Source organism: Streptomyces sp. NPDC006332 (genome assembly GCF_040612855.1).
In the GTDB taxonomy this organism is placed as follows: domain Bacteria; phylum Actinomycetota; class Actinomycetes; order Streptomycetales; family Streptomycetaceae; genus Streptomyces.
In genome coordinates, this window is the sequence record NZ_JBEXRA010000010.1 from 38447 (window position 1) to 58131 (window position 19685).

At 71.1% G+C, this 19685-nt stretch carries 15 protein-coding genes; 6 read left to right on the forward strand and 9 right to left on the reverse strand.

The features are described from left to right. Positions 1–22: 22 nt before the first annotated feature. Positions 23–937: an acyltransferase domain-containing protein gene (locus ABZ027_RS11795; RefSeq protein ID WP_356766959.1), complete on the reverse strand. Its 915-nt coding sequence runs from the start codon at positions 935–937 to the stop codon at positions 23–25. A gap of 97 nt (positions 938–1034) precedes the next feature. Here ABZ027_RS11795 and ABZ027_RS11800 point away from each other — a divergent pair, with 97 nt between their 5' ends. Further along, the gene (locus ABZ027_RS11800) at positions 1035–1301 is read left to right on the forward strand and encodes a DUF6343 family protein (protein WP_356766961.1); all 267 of its coding nucleotides are present in this window, start codon (positions 1035–1037) and stop codon (positions 1299–1301) included. Positions 1302–1433: 132 nt separating this feature from the next. Here ABZ027_RS11800 and ABZ027_RS11805 read toward each other — a convergent pair whose 3' ends face one another. The 4 genes from ABZ027_RS11805 to rpsA all read right to left on the reverse strand — a co-directional run bounded on the left by ABZ027_RS11805 (position 1434) and on the right by rpsA (position 5182). After that, positions 1434–1814 (reverse strand): tetratricopeptide repeat protein, encoded by a 381-nt coding sequence (locus tag ABZ027_RS11805; RefSeq protein WP_356766963.1) that lies wholly within the window; start codon positions 1812–1814, stop codon positions 1434–1436. A gap of 50 nt (positions 1815–1864) precedes the next feature. Further along, a complete protein-coding gene (coaE, locus tag ABZ027_RS11810) occupies positions 1865–2482 on the reverse strand; it encodes a dephospho-CoA kinase (protein ID WP_356766965.1) in 618 nt (205 codons plus the stop codon). Positions 2483–2537: 55 nt separating this feature from the next. Then, positions 2538–3476 carry a PAC2 family protein gene (locus ABZ027_RS11815; protein ID WP_356766967.1) on the reverse strand — a complete coding sequence of 313 codons (939 nt, stop codon included), beginning with the start codon at positions 3474–3476 and terminating at the stop codon, positions 2538–2540. 197 nt (positions 3477–3673) lie between these two features. Next, entirely contained in the window at positions 3674–5182 is a 1509-nt protein-coding gene (rpsA, locus tag ABZ027_RS11820; protein WP_356766969.1) for a 30S ribosomal protein S1, read from the reverse strand. Between the two features lie 318 nt (positions 5183–5500). On the opposite strand from rpsA, the gene ABZ027_RS11825 reads away from it, so the two are divergent. Continuing rightward, a complete protein-coding gene (locus ABZ027_RS11825; protein ID WP_356766971.1) occupies positions 5501–6370 on the forward strand; it encodes a class I SAM-dependent methyltransferase in 870 nt (289 codons plus the stop codon). 46 nt (positions 6371–6416) lie between these two features. Then, entirely contained in the window at positions 6417–8948 is a 2532-nt protein-coding gene (gene hrpB, locus ABZ027_RS11830; RefSeq protein ID WP_356766973.1) for an ATP-dependent helicase HrpB, read from the forward strand. Here the strand turns inward: hrpB and ABZ027_RS11835 are convergent. From ABZ027_RS11835 to ABZ027_RS11845, 3 genes are all read right to left on the reverse strand, one after another. Further along, a complete protein-coding gene (locus tag ABZ027_RS11835) occupies positions 8938–9933 on the reverse strand; it encodes a DUF3068 domain-containing protein (protein ID WP_356766975.1) in 996 nt (331 codons plus the stop codon). The genes hrpB and ABZ027_RS11835 overlap by 11 nt on opposite strands. 21 nt (positions 9934–9954) lie before the next feature. After that, the gene (locus tag ABZ027_RS11840; protein ID WP_356766977.1) at positions 9955–10089 is read right to left on the reverse strand and encodes an SPW_0924 family protein; all 135 of its coding nucleotides are present in this window, start codon (positions 10087–10089) and stop codon (positions 9955–9957) included. A 137-nt stretch (positions 10090–10226) separates the two neighbouring features. Beyond that, positions 10227–12023: a lytic transglycosylase domain-containing protein gene (locus tag ABZ027_RS11845; protein WP_356766978.1), complete on the reverse strand. Its 1797-nt coding sequence runs from the start codon at positions 12021–12023 to the stop codon at positions 10227–10229. A 317-nt stretch (positions 12024–12340) separates the two neighbouring features. Between ABZ027_RS11845 and ABZ027_RS11850 the strand changes: the two genes are divergently transcribed. Next, on the forward strand, positions 12341–13195 hold the full coding sequence (locus tag ABZ027_RS11850) for a DUF4184 family protein (RefSeq protein ID WP_356766980.1): 855 nt from the start codon (positions 12341–12343) through the stop codon (positions 13193–13195). Positions 13196–13267: 72 nt separating this feature from the next. Here ABZ027_RS11850 and polA read toward each other — a convergent pair whose 3' ends face one another. Further along, entirely contained in the window at positions 13268–15994 is a 2727-nt protein-coding gene (polA, locus tag ABZ027_RS11855; protein ID WP_356766982.1) for a DNA polymerase I, read from the reverse strand. A 231-nt stretch (positions 15995–16225) separates the two neighbouring features. Here polA and ABZ027_RS11860 point away from each other — a divergent pair, with 231 nt between their 5' ends. Both ABZ027_RS11860 and ABZ027_RS11865 read left to right on the forward strand, forming a co-directional pair. Next, entirely contained in the window at positions 16226–18529 is a 2304-nt protein-coding gene (locus ABZ027_RS11860) for an FdhF/YdeP family oxidoreductase (protein ID WP_356766984.1), read from the forward strand. Positions 18530–18605: 76 nt separating this feature from the next. Then, on the forward strand, positions 18606–19094 hold the full coding sequence (locus ABZ027_RS11865) for a hotdog fold thioesterase (protein WP_356766986.1): 489 nt from the start codon (positions 18606–18608) through the stop codon (positions 19092–19094). The last annotated feature ends 591 nt before the right edge of the window (positions 19095–19685 follow it).

A 19685-nucleotide genomic window follows, 5' to 3' on the forward strand; every position in this document is an offset into this window, starting at 1 on the left:
GCGTCGCGGAACCAACTCGCCCTCAAGGAACGGTGGTTGGCAGGGGAAACCAGCCGTGCCCGATGTACCAGTGCCCGCCGGCCCGCAGGTGGTCGCCGACGGCCCGCTCCACGGACGTCCGGCGGGGCAGGCTCTCGACCGGCAGTTCCGGGTCGCCGAACACGAACTGGACCGGTTCGGTGTCCGCCGGCTCCCTGTCCGCGCGGGCGACCCGGAAGCGCTCCTGGAACCGGATGACGTTGGAGTCGTCGGGCAGGTAGCTCTTCAACTGCGGGTCGAGCAGGCAGGAGTGGCAGAGCGCGGCCCGGTACGTCTCCCCGGGGTAGTGCCGCGCGAAGAACTCGCCGGCCAGCGCCAGCGAGCGGTCGCAGGCGGCCGGCGACAGCGGACCGAGGAAGTCGGGAACGTGCAGGTTCAGACAGGGCGTGCCCGGGGCGACGTCCAGTCCGGCCGCCGTGAGCCCCGCAGCCGTACGCGCCCCGTGCCGTGCCCGTTCGAACTGCAATCGGCCCAGCTGGTACAGCTCACCCCGGAAGTGGTGGATGAGCCACCACGGGGCCTGCACACCGGCTCGGCCATGGCGCCTCCGGTACACCGCCATGTTCCGCCCGAGGTCGGCGAGAGTGCGCCGGGAGACCTCGTCGGGGATGCCCCGCTCACGGTGATGGGCGCGGGTGTGCGGCAGCGCGGCCACGAACACGTACGCGGGGAAGCACCGCCGCAGGGCGCCCTCGGCCCAGTCGAGCTCCGGCAGGTCGACCGCGCCGCCGATCTCCCCCATGTCCCGGACGAGTTCCTCGACCGACGCCTCCAGGAACCGTCGCAGCTCCGGGTCATCGGTGACTCTGCGGCCCATCCGGACCAGGTCGTTGATGTCCTCGTGCGGTACCGCCAGGTCCAGCAGCACCTCGGCCAGCTCATCGGCATCCGGAAGCACGCGACGACCCCCTGTCGGGACCTTGTGGTGAACGGTTCGGACGCGGTGGTGCACGTCCGTTCCGAAGGGTACGTTGCAGAGAGGAACGGTGATCTGGATGCGTACGGGCAGTGAGCCGACGACCGCGCGCAGTGCGCTGCGAGCGCGGTTCTGGCTGAGCCTGTGGGGTGTCGTCTGGACGGTCCTCGGTACGGCCGCGTTCGCACTGGCCGGGCGCCCCGGCTGGGCGATCGCCTGCGGGGTGCTGTGGTTGGTGATCACCGTCGATCTGGCCCTGATCGTCAGGCACATGCACCAGGGCCCGCACTTCCAGCCGGGCCCTGACATCCCGCCGTACCCGCCCCCGGACAGTCGTCGCCGCTAGGGTCTCTCGTTCGGATCACGTCGGCTCGCGGTCCCTGTCCGGCCCGATCCAGACGAAAGACCCCAGGCCGCCTCGCCGACGAACAGACCCGCCCACGAGTTCCCGCTGCCCGGGCCGTGCGGGGCGACCGTCTCACTCCTCGAAGCGGGCCGCCTTCAGGAACTCCGGCTTCGGGTCCAGCGCGGCGGCCAGCCGGAAGTGACGCCTGGCCTCTTCGGGCCGGCCCTGACGCTCGTAGGTCCGGGCGAGCGCGAAGTGCGCGAACGCGTTGTCCGGCTCGCGCTCCAGGACGATGGTGAACTCCAGCTCCGCGGGTCTCAGTTGCGCGGCGGCGAAGAAGGAACGCGCGCGCAGCAGCCGGGCCGCGGTGTTCTCGGGGTGCGCGGCGATCACCGAGTCGAGCAGCTTCACCGCGCCCCGTGGGTCCCGCGCGGCGAGCAACTGCTCGGCGGCACGGAAGTCGATGACATGCGTCTCCGGAGTACGTCCGGTCGATCCGCTGGTGTCGGGCACGGCTGAGTCCTTCCCTCACTCCTAGGGTTCAACGCCCGGGCGGGGGGCCGCTATTTCTGCGGGCCCGGTGCCGCGTGGGCTCGGCGGACGAGGTCGGTCCATACGTCCAGGACCCTTCGCCGCAGGTCTTCCAGGGGAACGTCGTTGTCGATGACGACGTCCGCGATCTCCAGGCGCTTCTCGCGCGTCGCCTGGGCTGCCATGCGGGCGCGCGCGTCCTGCTCGGTCATGCCACGCAGCCGGACGAGGCGGTCGAGCTGGGTCTCGGGGGCGGCGTCGACGACGACCACGACGTCGTACAGCGGGGCGAGGCCGTTCTCGGCGAGGAGCGGCACGTCGTGGACGACGACGGCGTCCTCGGCGGCGGCGGTCTCCAGTTCGCGGGAGCGGGCGCCCACCAACGGGTGGACGATCGAGTTCAGGACGGCGAGCTTCTCCGGATCGGAGAAGACGATCGAACCGAGGCGAGGCCGGTCCAGGCTTCCGTCGGCGGCGAGCACGTCGGTGCCGAAGGCCTCGACGACCGACGCGAGGCCCGGCGTTCCCGGCGCGACGACCTCGCGCGCGATGCGGTCTGCGTCGACCAGCACGGCACCGCACTCCACGAGCAGCCGTGACACCTCGCTCTTACCGGCACCGATGCCGCCGGTCAGGCCCACCTTCAGCATGAGCGGTAGCTTAGGGCCTGGCACCGACAACGCGCCCTTTGGGCCTCGGCCCGGTTCAGCCGTCACCCTCCCGTTCCGCCAGGAACTTCTCGAACTCGAGGCCGATCTCGTCGGCCGAGGGGATCTCCACGGGCTCGGCGAGCATGTTGCCGCGGGACTCGGCGCCGGCGGCGGCGTCGTACTGGTGCTCCAGGCCCTGGACGAGGGCGACCAGTTCCTCGTCGCCCTCCTGGACCTGGCGGTCGATCTCGGTCTGCGTGCGGTGCGCGTCCGTGCGCAGGGCGTGCGCGATGCCCGGGAGGACCAGGCCGGTCCCCGCCGTGATGGCCTCCAGGACGGTCAGCGCCGCGTCCGGGTACGGGGAGCGGGCGATGTAGTGCGGGACGTGCGCGGCGACGCCCAGGACGTCGTGGCCGGCCTCCATGAGGCGGTACTCGACCAGGGCCTCGGCGCTGCCGGGCACCTGCGCCTCCTCGAAGGGGCTGCGGTGGCCGGGGACGAGCTCGGTGCGGTTGCCGTGCGGGGTGAGGCCCACCGGGCGGGTGTGCGGGACGCCCATGGGGATGCCGTGGAAGTTCACCGACAGGCGGACGCCGAGCCGCTCCACGATCTGCTGGACGGCCGCGGCGAAGCGTTCCCACTCCACGTCCGGCTCGGGCCCCGACAGCAGCAGGAAGGGCGCGCCGGTGGCGTCCTGGACGAGCCGCACGTCAATGGTGGGCTCCTCGTACTCGGCCCAGCTGTCGCGCTTGAACGTCAGCAGCGGGCGGCGTGCGCGGTAGTCCACGAGCCGGTCGTGGTCGAATCGGGCGACGACCTGGTGGGGCAGCGAGTCGAGGAGCCGATCGACGATCTGGTCGCCGGTCTCGCCCGCGTCGATGTAGCCGTCGAAGTGGTAGAGCATGACAAGTCCGGCCGACTCCTGGGCGAGCGCCATGTCTACGACGGCGAGGCCCTTCGGCTCCCATGCGTACAAACCCTGCGGATCAAGCACTGTGACCGCTCCTCCTCGTGTTCGTACTCGACAACACGGCGCAGGACATGGGCATTCCCGTCCGGGGCCCTGATCAGGCACACCGGGCCGGGTTTATATGAAACGACGTCGAGGAGCCGCCCGCCCCGGGCAACGCTGAGGGGCCGCACCTCGAAAGGTGCGGCCCCTCAGTCACCGGTCAAACCCAGCGGAGAGCGTCAGCTCTGGCCGCCGGCCAGCTTCTCGCGCAGTGCGGCGAGCGCCTCGTCCGAGGCCAGCGCGCCGGACGTGTCGGCACCCTCGGAGGAGTACGAACCGCCGCCGCCGCCGGAGCCGGACGCCGCCGGAGCCGCGGCTTCGCCGCCACCCTCGGCAGCGGCCTTCTCGTCCGCCTCACGGGACTTGATGACCTGCTGCTGGTGCTGCTCGAAGCGGGTCTGCGCCTCGGCGTACTGGTTCTCCCACACCTCACGCTGCGCCTCGAAGCCCTCGAGCCAGTCGTTGGTCTCGGGGTCGAAGCCCTCGGGGTAGATGTAGTTGCCCTGGTCGTCGTACGACGCGGCCATGCCGTACAGCGTCGGGTCGAACTCGACCGAGGCCGGGTCGGAACCGAAGGACTCGTTGGCCTGCTTCAGCGAGAGGCTGATGCGACGGCGCTCGAGGTCGATGTCGATGACCTTGACGAAGATCTCGTCGTTGACCTGGACGACCTGCTCCGGGATCTCCACGTGGCGCTCGGCCAGCTCGGAGATGTGCACCAGACCCTCGATGCCCTCGTCCACGCGGACGAACGCACCGAACGGAACCAGCTTCGTGACCTTGCCGGGCACGACCTGGCCGATCTGGTGGGTGCGGGCGAACTGCTGCCACGGGTCTTCCTGGGTCGCCTTCAGCGACAGGGAGACGCGCTCGCGGTCCATGTCGACGTCGAGGACCTCGACGGTGACTTCCTGGCCGACCTCGACAACCTCGGAGGGGTGGTCGATGTGCTTCCAGGACAGCTCGGAGACGTGGACCAGACCGTCGACGCCACCCAGGTCCACGAAGGCACCGAAGTTGACGATCGAGGAGACCACACCGGAGCGGACCTGACCCTTCTGGAGGGTCGTGAGGAACGTCTGGCGGACCTCGGACTGGGTCTGCTCCAGCCAGGCACGGCGGGACAGGACCACGTTGTTGCGGTTCTTGTCCAGCTCGATGATCTTCGCCTCGAGCTCCTTGCCCACGTAGGGCTGGAGGTCGCGGACGCGGCGCATCTCGACCAGGGAGGCCGGGAGGAAGCCACGGAGGCCGATGTCGAGGATGAGACCACCCTTGACGACCTCGATGACGGTACCGGTGACGATGCCGTCCTCTTCCTTGATCTTCTCGATGGTGCCCCAGGCGCGCTCGTACTGGGCGCGCTTCTTCGAGAGGATCAGGCGGCCTTCCTTGTCCTCCTTCTGGAGAACAAGGGCCTCGATCTCGTCACCGACGGCGACGACCTCGTTCGGGTCGACGTCGTGCTTGATCGAGAGCTCGCGGCTCGGGATAACACCTTCGGTCTTGTAACCGATGTCGAGCAGGACCTCGTCCCGGTCGACCTTCACGATGACGCCGTCGACGATGTCGCCGTCGTTGAAGTACTTGATCGTCTCGTCGATCGCGGCGAGGAAGGCTTCCTCGTTACCGATGTCGTTGACCGCAACCTGCGGGGTCGTTGCGGTGGTCTCGGTGCTGCTCGTCATGTGGGAAAGGGCTCCGGTACGGACATTGAAGTCGTAGGTACTGCTTACGCCGGGAGCCCGTTTCGCTCTGAAGAAGCCGGACAGCCAAGGAAGCGCCACACCAGGAACTCTGGCGGCGCCTCGACAACCGAGGGGACATACAACAGATGCGAGCGCAGCCTGCTAGGTCTGAGGAGCGCAAGCTCGCAGCGCAACTTGTAGCATACGGGGGCAGCCGGACAGGGTCAATGCGCGAAGGCGCACACCAGGGGCGGATCGCCGCATACCCGGCACAAAACCTGTCTCACGAGGCCACGCGGGCCCGATGACGTCCCATTCGTGGCGTCACCGCGACGGCGGGGGCGGACGAGCCCGCACATTAATACGAGGGAGCCGATCATCCAAGAGCCCGAAACGTCCGAGCCGGAAGCCACCCGGCGCACGGCCGGTGTCACGGAGAGTTCCCGGGCCAACCGGGGCTGGTGGGACCGCAACGCGGACGAGTACCAGGTCGACCACGGCACGTTCCTGGGCGACGACCGCTTCGTGTGGTGCCCCGAGGGTCTGGACGAGGTGGAGGCGGAGCTGCTGGGCCCGCCGGAGGAGCTGAAGGGCAAGGACGTACTGGAGATCGGCGCCGGCGCCGCCCAGTGCTCGCGCTGGCTGGCCGCCCAGGAGGCCCGTCCGGTCGCCCTGGACCTCTCGCACCGCCAGCTCCAGCACGCGCTGCGCATCGGCGGCTCCTTTCCGTTGGTGTGTGCCGACGCGGGTGCGCTGCCCTTCGCGGACGGTTCCTTCGATCTGGCGTGCTCGGCGTACGGGGCGCTGCCGTTCGTCGCCGATCCGGTGCTGGTCCTGAAGGAGGTGCGCCGGGTGCTGCGTCCCGGCGGCCGCTTCGTCTTCTCGGTGACCCACCCGATCCGCTGGGCGTTCCCGGACGAGCCGGGCCCCGAGGGGCTGTCGGTCGCCTCCTCGTACTTCGACCGCACCCCCTACGTCGAGCAGGACGAGGAGGGGAACGCGGTGTACGTCGAGCACCATCGCACGATCGGCGACCGGGTCCGGGACGTGGTGGCCGGGGGCTTCCGCCTTGTCGACCTGGTCGAGCCGGAGTGGCCGGCCTGGAACACGTCCGAGTGGGGCGGCTGGTCACCGCTGCGCGGGAACCTGATCCCCGGCACGGCGATCTTCGTGTGCGAGCGGGACTGACGCGCACCCGCGGGGAGGCTGTGCGCGGGCGTACGACACTTAGGGCGTGATCCGTTACGACGCTCTGGACGCCCTTCCCGTACGCGGGGCCCTGCCCGGTCTGAACGACGCGCTGGAGGGGCACGGCACCGCTGTGCTCGTCGCGCCGCCCGGTACCGGCAAGACGACGCTGGTGCCGCTTGCCCTGGCGGGCCTGCTGGGCGAGGGGTCCGCGCGGCGGGTGCTCGTGGCCGAGCCGCGGCGGATCGCGGCGCGGGCGGCGGCGCGGCGGATGGCGTGGCTGCTGGGCGAGAAGGTCGGCGGGAGCGTCGGGTTCACCGTGCGCGGGGAGCGGGTGGTCGGGCGCCACACGCGCGTGGAGGTCGTCACGACGGGTGTGCTGCTGCAACGGGTGCAGCGGGACCCGGAGTTGGCCGGGGTCGACGTGGTGGTGCTGGACGAGTGCCACGAGCGGCATCTGGACGCGGACACGGCGGCGGCGTTCCTGTGGGACGTGCGCGAGACACTGCGGCCGGAGTTGCGGCTGGTGGCCGCGTCCGCGACGACCGACGCGGACGGCTGGGCGCGGCTGCTGGGCGGGGCGCCGGTGGTCGAGGCGGCTGGTGTCTCGTACCCGGTGGAGGTGGTGTGGGCTCCGCCGGTGCGGCCGGTGCGGCCGCCGCACGGCATGCGGGTCGATCCGGTGTTGCTGACGCATGTGGCGTCGGTGGTGCGGCGGGCGCTGGCCGAGCGGGAGGGGGACGTGCTGTGTTTCCTTCCCGGGGTGGGTGAGATCGCTCGGGTCGCCGGGCAGTTGGGCGGTCTCGGTGCGGTGGACGTGCTCCAGGTGCACGGGCGGGCGCCGGCGGCCGTGCAGGACGCGGTGCTGGCTCCCGCTGGGCGGCGTCGGGTGGTCCTCGCGACGTCGGTCGCGGAGTCCTCGCTGACGGTTCCCGGGGTACGGGTGGTCGTCGACGCGGGGTTGGCGCGGGAGCCGCGGGTGGATCACGCGCGCGGGTTGAGCGCGCTGACGACGGTACGGGCGTCGCAGGCGGCGGGACGGCAGCGGGCCGGGCGGGCCGGGCGTGAGGCGCCGGGGGCGGTGTACCGGTGCTGGGCCGAGGCGGAGGACGTGCGGTTGCCGCGCTTCCCCTCGCCGGAGATCAAGGTGGCCGATCTGACGGCGTTCGCCCTGCAGGCGGCGTGCTGGGGGGACCCGGACGCGTCCGGGCTGGCGCTGCTGGATCCGCCGCCGGGTGGGGCGATGACGGCGGCGCGGGACGTGTTGACGGCGATCGGGGCGGTCGACTCCGCCGGGCGGGCCACCGAGCGGGGCCTGCGGCTCGCGCGGCTGGGGCTGCACCCCCGACTGGGGCGCGCGTTGCTGGACTCGGCCGCGGTGGTGGGGGTGGAGCGGGCGTCCGAGGTGGTGGCGTTGCTGAGTGAGGAGCCGCCCCGGGAGTACGGGGACGACCTGGCGGCCGCGGTGCGGGCCGCGCGGCGTGGAGGCGACGCCTACGGGGGGCGGTGGCGAGCGGAGGTCCGGCGACTTCGTGCCCTCGCCGAGCAGGCCGCCACGGAGCCCGCCCGGGTCTCCCCTCCGGCGGGTCCTGCGGTGAACGCCGGGGAGGACGGTCTCGTCGGGTTCGTCGCCGCGCTGGCGTTCCCGGAGCGGGTCGCCAAGGCTGACGGTGCCTCCTACCTCATGGTCTCCGGCACCCGCGCCGAGGTCGGCGAGGGCACCGCTCTGCGCGGCGCCCCCTGGATCGCCGTCGCGGTCGCCGATCGGCCCGTCGGCAAGGGGCACGCGCGCGTGCGGCTCGGGGCCGCCGTGGACGAGGGTGTGGCCCGGCTCGCGGCGGGCTCACTGGCGGATGCGCGGGACGAGGTGCGCTGGGCGGACGGGGATGTCGTCGCGCGGCGGGTGGAGCGGCTGGGGGCCGTCGAGCTGACCGTGCGTCCGATGCGCGACCCTGACGCCGGGCTCGTACGCGACGCGCTTGTCGAGGGGCTGCGGCTCGAAGGGCTCGGCCTGTTGCGGTGGTCGGACGACGCCGTCGGCCTGCGGCAGCGGCTCACCTTCCTGCGGTCGCGCCTCGGGGAGCCGTGGCCCGACGTGTCCGACGAGGCGCTGCGGGCGCGGGTGGACGAGTGGCTGGAGCCCGAGTTGGGCCGGGCGCGGCGGCGCGCCGACCTCGCGCGGATCGACGCCGGTGCGGGGCTCGCGCGGCTGCTGCCCTGGGCGTCCGGGGACGCCGCCCGGCTGGACGAGCTCGCACCCGAGCGGATCGCCGTGCCGAGCGGGTCCAGGATCCGGATCGACTACCGGGATCCCGCGCAGCCGGTGCTTGCGGTGAAGTTGCAGGAGATGTTCGGGTTGCAGGAGTCGCCGCGGGTCGCGGGGGTGCCGTTGCTGGTGCACCTGCTGTCACCCGCCGGGCGGCCGGCCGCCGTCACCGCCGACCTGGCGTCGTTCTGGAAGGACGGTTACCACGGCGTACGGGCGGAGTTGCGCGGCCGGTATCCGAAGCATCCGTGGCCGGAGGACCCGGCCGTCGCCGAGCCGACGCGGCACACCAACGCGCGGCTCAGGCGGTGACCGGTTCCGGTTCGGTCGTCTCGGCCGGGGCCGCGTCGCCGGGGCGCCGGCCGCGGGCCTCCAGATACAACGACAGGGACAGCAGCAGGAAGCCCAGCAGCAGGAAGCCCCAGGGCAGGTACGAGGTGAGCAGCAGGACGAGGGTGCGGTTGGACTTGACCAGGTCGACGGTGTGCTCGATGTAGTCCTCGCGCATCTTCACGTGCCCGGCGAACGCCGTCACCTTCTCCCGGCCGCCCAGCAGGGTGCCGCCACGCAGTTCCTCCTTGTGGATCTCCTCGCCGTAGACGGGGGCACCGGTCAGCGGTTCGACCCAGAACTTGCGGACGGTGGTGTACCAGCGGGTGGTGCCGGTCTTGGCGACCGTCTCGGGGGTGATGCCCGCGACGGGCATGGCCTTGGGGAACGCGACCTTGGTCCAGGGGATGGTCTGTTCGAAGTAGTAGACCTCGACGCCCCGGAAGTTCCGGGTGCCCCGGTAGTGGATGGGGGACGTCACCCGGGCCTGCGCGTCGAAGTACTCGTAGTCCCTCTTCTCCGTCAGGAAGGGCCACTTGAACTCGATGCCCTCGCGTTTGACCGGGTCGCCGTCGACCATCTCGCCGGTGGCGTGGACGGGTTCCTGGCTGTGGGCGTCGAAGATGTACCGCTCGGGGATCCTGGACACCATCTTGCCGTCGGGCCCCTGGACGTAGGACAGACCGTCCCAGACCACGACGTCCCTGCCCGCCGTCTTCTCGATCCGTTCGGAGGCCTCCACGTTGCCCTTGAGCGTCTGCACGATGGTGACCTTGGAGACCTTCTTCTCCTTCATCTGGTCGCCGTAGTCGAGCAGGGTCGCGTTCTTCGCCTCCAGCACCATCTCCTGGTACTGGTTCGCCGGGATCTTGGCCAGGCGCGGGAAGGCGTACCAGCGCAGCAGCGGGGACAGCGCCGCGAAGAACACGGCGAGGGCGAGCAGGACGAGACTGGTCTTGCGGCGCATCTCGGTCTCCCTCCCGGATCGTTACGGGTGTGCGGGCACCGTCGTCAGCATGGGTTTCGGGGATGTGCTCCCGGTCGGGGAGCCCATGGCCGTGATGGTCAGGACCAGGGCGAGCGCGACGGCGAGGCCGGTCGCGGCGGCGATCAGTGCGCGCATGCCTGCCTCCGGGCGAGCTGGAACTGATGCATCGTCAGGTCCGGCACCGTAGCAACGGGCGGGTGAGATGAGAACACCGCGCACACACAACGGCGGCGCCCGTCCGAAGAGGGGCGCCGCCGTGCCGGTCGTAGGTGCTATGCGCTCGGACTGGCCGAACTGTCGGCCGAACCGCTGTCCGAACTGCTTGCGGACGGGGACGGGCTCGGCGACGACGTCTCGGGCGCCGCGACGGTCAGCGGGACGTTGAGGGAGGCGCCGCCCGCGGTGGTGATGCGGAGCATGTACGAGCCGGCGGTGTCGTCGGCGTACAGCTTCGGCAGTTTCAGCAGGCCCTTCGCGTCCGTCTTCAGGCCGGTGAGGGTGCGTACCGTCTTGCCGTCCGCGTCCTTGAAGTAGGGACCCTTATCGTTCACGGTCGGGTCGAGTGCCGACTTGACCAGGGTGGCGGTGACCGCGACCTGGTCGGCGATCTCGCCCTGGTCGGTGGCCTTCACCTCGACCTGGTCGGCGAACTCGCCGCCCGGGATGCAGGTCAGCGCGGTGTCGCTGGTGCGGGTGAGGGCGTCGGCGGTGCGCTCGGTGACCGTGGCCTTGTAGTCGGGTGCGCTGATCGAGCGGCCGACGACGGTGGCACGGACAGTGAAGTCACCCGTCTTCTCGCCCGCCTTCAGCGCGGGCGCCACGGCCACGCCGGTGGTGTTGGTGACGACCGTGGCGACGCTCTCGCCGCCGGTGAAGGTGGTGTCGGTGTCGCCGACGATGGTGAAGCGGACGCGGACCTTGGCCACGGCTACGCCGAGCTTGGTCTCGGCACGGGTGCGGATCTTCTGGGTGAACGTGTCACCGGCGGTCGCGGTGAGCTTGCCGGTGCCCGCGTCCTCCAGGCGACCGACCGACTCGGTGGGGGTCTGCGGGGTGGTGGGCGGCGTGCTCGGCGGGGTGGAGGGGGGCGTGCTCGGCGGCGTGGTCGCGGGCGGAGTCGTCGCCGGTGGGGTCGTCGCGGGCGGGGTGGGGCTCTGGGTGCCGCGGCCCGGCCGGCTGCCGGGGTTGGTCGCCCCGGCCGAGGACGGCGGGGTCCACCCGGGGCTCGAACCGGTGTTGCCGTCGCTGCGGTTGCCGGGCACGGTGCCGGTGCCGTCGGGGATCTCGTGGGTGCCCTTGCGGTAGTACTCCAGCCACGACAGGACCGTGTTCAGGTAGTCCTGCGAGTTGTTGTAGCTGAGGATCGCGCTGTCACGGTCGGCGTCGGTGGACAGGTCCCAGTCGAAGCGGCACAGGTAGTGGCCGGCCGCGAGGGCCGCGTCGTAGACGTTGTTGGGGTCCTTCTTGCCGTCGTCGTTGCCGTCGCGGCCCGCCCACGCCCAGGTGGACGGGATGAACTGCATGGGACCGATGGCCTGGTCGTACGTGCTGTTGCCGTCGAAGGCACCGTTGTCGGTGTCCTTGATCAGCGCGAAACCGTTGCCGTCGAGCTGCGGGCCGAGGATCGGGGAGAGCGTGGTGCCGGTCGCGCTGACCTTGCCGCCGCGGGCCTGGCCCGACTCGACCTGGCCGATGGCCGCGAGGAGTTCCCAGGGCAGGTTGCAGCCGGGCTTGGACCCCCGCAGTTCGGCGGCGGCCTTCTTGTAGGCGTCGAGGACGGTCGCGGGAACGCCGGCGGTGGTGCCGCCCTGGGCGGCGGGCGGCCCGGCGCTCGGCGAGGGGTTCGGGCTGTTGAGCGGCGGCAGGTCCGTGTAGTACGGGGAGTTGCCGGTCGCGCCGTCGTCGGCGGTCGCGTCGGGGGCGGTCTCGGCGCCGGTGGCGGCCGGTCTGCCCTGATCGTCGGCCGTCACCCCCGGGGCCTGAGAGGCGGACAGGGCCGCGACCGCGGCCGCGGCCACGGCCGTGGTTGCCGCACCCTTGTACAGCCTCCTGCCGAATTGCGCCGCCATAGAGTGAACCCCTCCCGTGAACGCCCGAGCGTCCTTCTTCGTCTGCCGGTCTCGACCTGTGTGACGATCGACCCGCGGTGCGGGTTGCCCTCATTCCGCTTTTGCGTGCTTTGTTCGCGTGTTCGGCCGTGCGCCCGCACGGCGACCCAGGCGACCCTACGACAACTTCCTTTGCGCGAACACCGGTTCGTGCCCGATTTTCACCAGTTGGCCACGTGCGGTGGCGCCTCGTTGCCTGCTCGCCATGTCCCGCATACTGGGCCTCGCTGACCACCAGGCCTTTCCGGACCTGCCAACACCTGCTGTGAGGAGCCCCGTTGCCGTTCACTTTGAGCCACGCGGCGGCCGTACTGCCCGCCGTGCGCGGTGACGGGAGCGGCCGTGGGTCACTGGTGCCGGCCGTGCTGGTGGCGGGTTCCTTCGCGCCCGACTTGACCTACTACGCGGCGAGTGCGGTGTCCGGGGCCATGGAGTTCGGCGAGGTGACCCACTCGTTTCCGGGCGTCTTCACCATCGACGTGCTGCTCGCCTGGGCGTTGGTCGGGCTGTGGCTGCTGGTGCGTGAACCACTGGTGGCGCTGCTGCCACGGGCACGGCAGGGCCGGGTGGCGGAACTCCTGCGCTGCGGGGCGCCACGCGCACGGGTGGCGCCGTCCGTGGTGCTGCGGTGGTACGTGTCCGCCGCCCTCGGCGCGCTGACCCATGTGGTGTGGGACGCGTTCACGCATCTCGACCGGTGGGGGATGCGACTGTTCCCCGTCCTGGGGCGGGAGGCGGGAGGCTTCCCCTGGTACTGGTATCTGCAGTACGGCGGCTCGGCGGTCGCCGCCGTCGTCATCGCCGTGTTCGTGGTGCGAGCGCTGCGGCGGGCGCCCGGCACGGCCCCGGTGACGGGGGTCGCCGCGCTCTCGGGACGGGACCGCTGGTCGGCCGGTGCCGTGATCGGTGGCTGTGCGGTGGTCGCCGCGGCGCAGCGGGCGACGCGTTGGTGGGACTACTGGGGGTCCACCGCGAAGCCCTGGGAACTGATTCCGACGCTGTGCTTCGGAGCGGGCGCGGGGCTCGTGCTGGGCGTACTGCTGTACGCCGTGGGGGTCAGGGTGTGGCGTCCGGTCCGGGTCGCTCGTGATCCCGGAACGGCTGCCGGGGAGCGGAGCCGCGCCGCTCGCTGACGGCGGCGCCCACCGTGGGGGCGGGCAACGCGCCAACCCATGACGCATGACCCGCCCCGGCACACCTCTGATCTAGTGGGCCGCCGATTCCCAGTCGGCGCCCACGCCCACCGACACGCCCAGGGGGACCGTCAGGTCGACGGCGTCCGCCATTTCCCGGCGGACCAGTTCCTCTGTGGCCGCGCTTTCGCCGGGCGCGATCTCCAGGACGATTTCGTCGTGGACCTGGAGCAGCATCCGGGACTTGAGGTCCGCCTCACGCAGGGCCCTGTCCACGTTCAGCATGGCGATCTTGACGATGTCCGCCGCCGTGCCCTGGATGGGGGCGTTGAGGGCCATCCGCTCGGCCGCCTCCCGGCGCTGGCGGTTGTCGCTGTTGAGGTCGGGGAGGTAGCGGCGACGCCCGAAGAGTGTCGCCGTGTAGCCCGTCGCCCGCGCCTCGTCGACGGCCCGGCGCAGATAGTCCCGTACCCCGCCGAACCGCTCGAAGTACGCGTCCATCAGGGCACGCGCCTCCGCCGCCTCGATGTTCAGCTGCTGGGAGAGACCGAACGCCGACAGGCCGTACGCCAGTCCGTACGACATCGCCTTGATCTTGCGCCGCATCTCCGCGTCGACCGCGGTCGGCTCGACCGCGAACACCTGCGCGGCGGCCGTGGTGTGCAGGTCCTCGCCGGAGGTGAACGCCTCGATCAGGCCCGCGTCCTCGGACAGGTGCGCCATCACCCGCAGTTCGATCTGGCTGTAGTCGGCTGTCATCAGCGACTCGAAGCCCTCACCGACGACGAAACCACGGCGGATAGCCCGGCCCTCGTCCGTGCGGACCGGGATGTTCTGGAGGTTCGGGTCCGTGGACGACAGGCGGCCGGTCGCGGCGACCGTCTGGTTGAAGGTGGTGTGGATACGGCCGTCCGCGGCGATCGTCTTGATCAGGCCCTCGACGGTGACGCGCAGCTTCGCCTGCTCGCGGTGCCGCAGCATTATCACCGGCAGTTCGTTGTCGGTCTGGGCGGCCAGCCACGCCAGCGCGTCCGCGTCGGTGGTGTAGCCCGTCTTGGTCTTCTTCGTCTTCGGCAGTCCGAGCTCACCGAAGAGGACCTCCTGGAGCTGCTTGGGCGAGCCGAGGTTGAACTCGTGGCCGGCCGCCGCGTGCGCCTCCTTCACGGCCTGCTGAACGGCACCCGCGAACATCTGCTCCATGGCCTCCAGGTGGGCCCGGTCGGCGGCGATGCCGTGCCGCTCCAGCCTTGCCAGCAGCGCCGAGGTGGGCAGCTCCACGTCACGCAGCAGACCCGCGGCGCCGACCTCCTGGAGGCGGGCCTCGAAGGCCTCACCCAGGTCGAGGACGGCACGGGCCTGGATCATCAGGGCCTCGGCCTCGGCACCGTCGTCCGCGCCGAAGGCGAGCTGGCCGTCGGCCGTGGCCGCGGGGGCCAGCTCACGGTGCAAGTACTCCAGGGACAGCGCGTCCAGGTCGAAGGAGCGACGGCCCGGCTTGACCAGGTAGGCGGCGAGTGCCGTGTCCATGCTGACGCCCGCGATCGTCCAGCCGTGCTCGGCGAAGACCCGCATCGCGCCCTTGACGTTGTGGAAGACCTTGGGCCGGTCCGCGTCGGCGAGCCAGGCGGCGAACGCCCTCTCGTCGGCCTCGTCCAGCTGCGACGGGTCGAACCACGCCGCCGCTCCCCCGGACGCGGCGAGCGCCACCTCGGCCACCGAGCCGGTGCCGAGCGCCCAGGTGTCGACGGTGGCCACACCGAGGACGTCGGTGGCGTGCTCGGTCAGCCACCCAGCCAGCTCGCCGGTGCCGAGCACCGTGCCGTCGAGCTCCACGCCGCTGTCCACGACCGGCGTCGACTCGGCCTCCTCGGAGCCGGGGTCGACGGCGAGCAGCCGCTCACGCAGCGACGGATTGCGGATCTCCAGGGTGTCCAGGACCAACGCGACCGCCTTGCGGTCGTACGGATCGCGCCGCAGGTCGGAGACCGTCCTGGGCAGCTCGACGGTGCGGACCATCTCGGTCAGCCGCCGGTTCAGCTTCACGGCCTCCAGGTGCTCGCGGAGGTTCTGCCCCGCCTTGCCCTTGACCTCCTCCACCCGCTCGACCAGCTCCGCGAACGAACCGAACTGGTTGATCCACTTCGCGGCCGTCTTCTCGCCGACACCCGGGATGCCCGGCAGGTTGTCCGACGGGTCGCCCCGCAGAGCCGCGAAATCGGGGTACTGCGCCGGCGTCAACCCGTACTTCTCGAAGACCTTCTCCGGAGTGAACCGGGTCAGCTCGGAGACGCCCTTCGTCGGATACAGCACGGTCGTGTGCTCGCTGACCAGCTGGAAGGAGTCACGGTCACCGGTGACGATCAGCACCTCGAACCCCTCGGCCTCCGCCTGGGTGGCGAGGGTGGCGATGACGTCGTCCGCCTCGAAACCGTCGACGGCGAAGCGCTGCGCGTGCATCGCGTCGAGCAGTTCACCGATCAGCTCGACCTGGCCCCTGAACTCGTCCGGGGTCTTGGAGCGGTTCGCCTTGTACTCCGTGAACTCCTCGGAACGCCAGGTCTTGCGGGAGACGTCGAACGCCACCGCGAAATGTGTGGGCGCCTCGTCGCGCAGGGTGTTGGCCAGCATCGACGCGAAGCCGTAGATCGCGTTCGTCGGCTGGCCCGTCGCGGTCGTGAAATTCTCCGCGGGCAGCGCGAAGAACGCACGGTAGGCCAGCGAGTGCCCGTCCATGAGCATCAGGCGGGGGCGCTCGCCCTCGGCGGTCTTGTCGGTCTTCTTCGATGCTGTTTCTGCCACGACCCCGATCCTGCCACGAGCCACTGACAGTGCGGCCCGCCCGCCCCCGACGCTCACCCCCGGACGACACCGTCCGCCCCGCTCGTCGCTCACGCCACCGGCCACCGCCCGGCCTCGATCGCTGTCACATGCACGTGCGAGGATTCGGCGAAGTGCGGGCGACCGGGGGACCACCCGGAACCGACGGACACCGCACAGGTGTACGCGGCCAGGGAAGAAGGAGAGCGCGCGATGGCAACGAAGCCGCCCAAGGCAGATCCGGTCCAGGACGCACCGCAGATCGCCGAGCCCAAGCACGCGGCCGCGGGGATCCCAGCCATCGGACACAGCCTGCGCATGGCCCAGCAGCAGATGGGCGTCAAACGCACCGCGCTGACCCTCCTGCGCGTGAACCAGAAAGACGGCTTCGACTGCCCCGGCTGCGCCTGGCCGGAGCCGGAACACCGGCACGCGGCGGAGTTCTGCGAGAACGGCGCGAAAGCGGTTGCCGAGGAGGCCACCCTGCGCCGGGTCACCCCGGAGTTCTTCGCCGCGCACCCCGTCGCCGACCTGGCCACCAGGAGCGGCTACTGGCTGGGACAGCAGGGGCGGCTCACCCACCCCATGTACCTGCCCGAGGGCGGCACGCACTACGAGCCGGTGACCTGGGAGCGGGCCTTCGACATCGTCGCCGAGGAGATCACCGCCCTCGGCTCACCCGACGAGGCCCTCTTCTACACCTCCGGCCGCACCAGCAACGAGGCCGCGTTCCTGTACCAGCTCTTCGCCCGCGAACTCGGCACCAACAACCTGCCGGACTGCTCCAACATGTGCCACGAGTCGTCCGGCTCGGCCCTGTCGGAGACGATCGGCATCGGCAAGGGCAGCGTCCTGCTGGAGGACCTCCACAAGGCCGACCTGATCATCGTCGCCGGACAGAACCCGGGCACGAACCATCCACGCATGCTCTCCGCCCTGGAGAAGGCCAAGGCCAACGGCGCGAAAATCATCAGCGTCAATCCGCTGCCCGAGGCCGGCCTGGAACGCTTCAAGAACCCGCAGACCCCCAAGGGCCTCACCGCCGGCACCGCCCTCACCGACCTGTTCCTGCAGATCCGGATCGGCGGCGACCAGGCCCTCTTCCGCCTCCTCAACAAACTGATCCTCGCTGAGTCTGACAGCGCCTCCGGCGCGGGCTCAGGCGCGGTCGACGAGGAGTTCGTACGCGAACACACCCACGGATACGAGGAGTTCGCGGCGACCGCCCGCGCCGCCGACTGGGACGAGACACTCACCGCGACCGGCCTGTCCCAGGGCGAGATCGAACAAGCCCTGCGCATGGTCCTCGCCTCCGAGCGCACCATCGTGTGCTGGGCGATGGGCCTCACCCAGCACAAGCACTCCGTGCCGACCATCCGCGAGGTCGTCAACTTCCTCCTCCTGCGCGGCAACATCGGCCGTCCGGGCGCGGGCGTGTGCCCGGTGCGCGGCCACTCCAACGTGCAGGGCGACCGCACGATGGGCATCTTCGAACGCCCCGCGCCCGCCTTCCTGGACGCCCTGGAGAAGGAGTTCGGCTTCGCGCCGCCCCGCGAGCACGGCTACGACGTCGTCCAGGCCATCCGCGCCCTGCGCGACGGCGAGGCGAAGGTCTTCTTCGCCATGGGCGGCAACTTCGTCGCCGCCTCCCCCGACACCGACGTCACCGAGGCGGCCATGCGCCGGGCCCGGCTGACCGTGCACGTGTCGACCAAGCTCAACCGCTCGCACGCCGTCACCGGCGCGCGGGCCCTGATACTGCCGACGCTCGGCCGCACCGAACGCGATCTCCAGGACAGCGGTGAGCAGTTCGTGACCGTCGAGGACTCCATGGGCATGGTGCACGCCTCCCGAGGACGCCTCCAGCCCGCGAGCACCCATCTGCTGTCCGAACCGGCGATAGTGTGCCGCCTCGCCCGCCGGGTCCTCGGCGACAACAGCAAGACGCCGTGGGAGGAGTTCGAGAAGGACTACGCCACCATCCGCGACCGCGTGTCCCGCGTGATCCCCGGCTTCGAGGACTTCAACACGCGCGTGGCACACCCCGGGGGCTTCGCGCTCCCCCACGCCCCCCGCGACGAGCGCCGCTTCCCGACCGCCACCGGGAAGGCCAACTTCACCGCCGCGCCGGTCGAGTACCCGAAACTGCCCGAGGGCCGCCTGCTGCTGCAGACCCTGCGCTCGCACGACCAGTACAACACCACCATCTACGGCCTCGACGACCGCTACCGGGGCATCAAGAACGGCCGCCGGGTGGTCCTGGTGAACCCCGACGACGCGCGGGCCCTGCACCTCACCGACGGCTCGTACGTCGACCTGGTGAGCGAGTGGAAGGACGGCGTGGAGCGGCGGGCACCGGGCTTCCGGGTCGTGCACTACCCGACCGCACGGGGCTGCGCGGCGGCGTACTACCCCGAGACCAACGTGCTCGTGCCGCTGGACTCCACGGCGGACACCAGCAACACCCCGGCCAGCAAGTCCGTCGTCGTACGTCTGGAACAATCGGCGACCGACTGAGCGTTTGCTCAGCGAGGAGCCGTACGGCCGCCCGCGCGCGGACGCGTACCGACCACATCGAACGGAGCCGGACCCCATGGGCGAGCACCAGCACGTGAAGTTCCCGCAGGAGGTCATCGACGAGTACGCCGCACTCGGCGTCGACCTGCAGGCCCTGTTCTCCGCCGGACACCTCGGCACGCGCATGGGCGTACAGATCGTGGAGGCGTCCCCGGAACGCGTCGTCGGAACCATGCCGGTGGAGGGCAACACCCAGCCCTACGGACTCCTGCACGGCGGCGCCTCCGCGGTGCTCGCCGAGACACTCGGATCCGTGGGATCCATGCTCCACGGAGGCAGCTCCAAGATCGCCGTCGGCGTCGACCTCAACTGCACCCACCACCGCGGCGCCCGCTCCGGACTGGTCACCGGCGTGGCCACCCCCGTGCATCAGGGACGCTCCACGGCCACGTACGAGATCGTGATCAGCGACGAGGACGGACGACGGGTGTGCACCGCCCGCCTGACCTGCCTGCTCCGCGACGTGAACCCGGGCGACCAGAAGGGGCCGGGCGCCGCCGGCTGAGCCCGCCCCGCCTGGAAGGCCGCCGGCGCCCGACCGCCCGCACCGCCCAGCACCCGGCCGGGCGCCGCCGGACGCCCCACCGCACCCACGACCGGGATCCGAGCTCGGCTGCGGGCAGGTGTCGGCATTCCTCGCGGGCAGCCTCGCCGCAAGGTGCGGGACATCGGCCTCCGCGGGCGGCACAGCAGCCGAAGGACCGCGTCCACAACGGCATCCGCGTCGCCGCCGATTGCTTACTGAGGCTCCGCAGCGGGGCCGCCCGCGCCCACGGGACACCACGGAGCCACTGAACTCCCCAGCATCGCACCACAGTTCGGACGGACATCTCGCCCACTGGTACGCCCGACACCGGCGCCCCGTTCTCGTCGCGGCGCCGACCGCGGCCCTCCTCGCCGGCAACGGCCGACTCCACGCGCCCGGCCGCAGAAGCCGGCGCGCCCCTGACGTCGGCCCCCGGTCCGCCTTGCGGACGAAGGCCTCAACAGCCGGAACAACGTCCTCGCCCTGCACGTGACGGACCGTCGGACAGCCCGAAGGACACCGGACAGCCTTTCCTGGGCGTAACTCTACGTAATACACCTGCAATGAAAG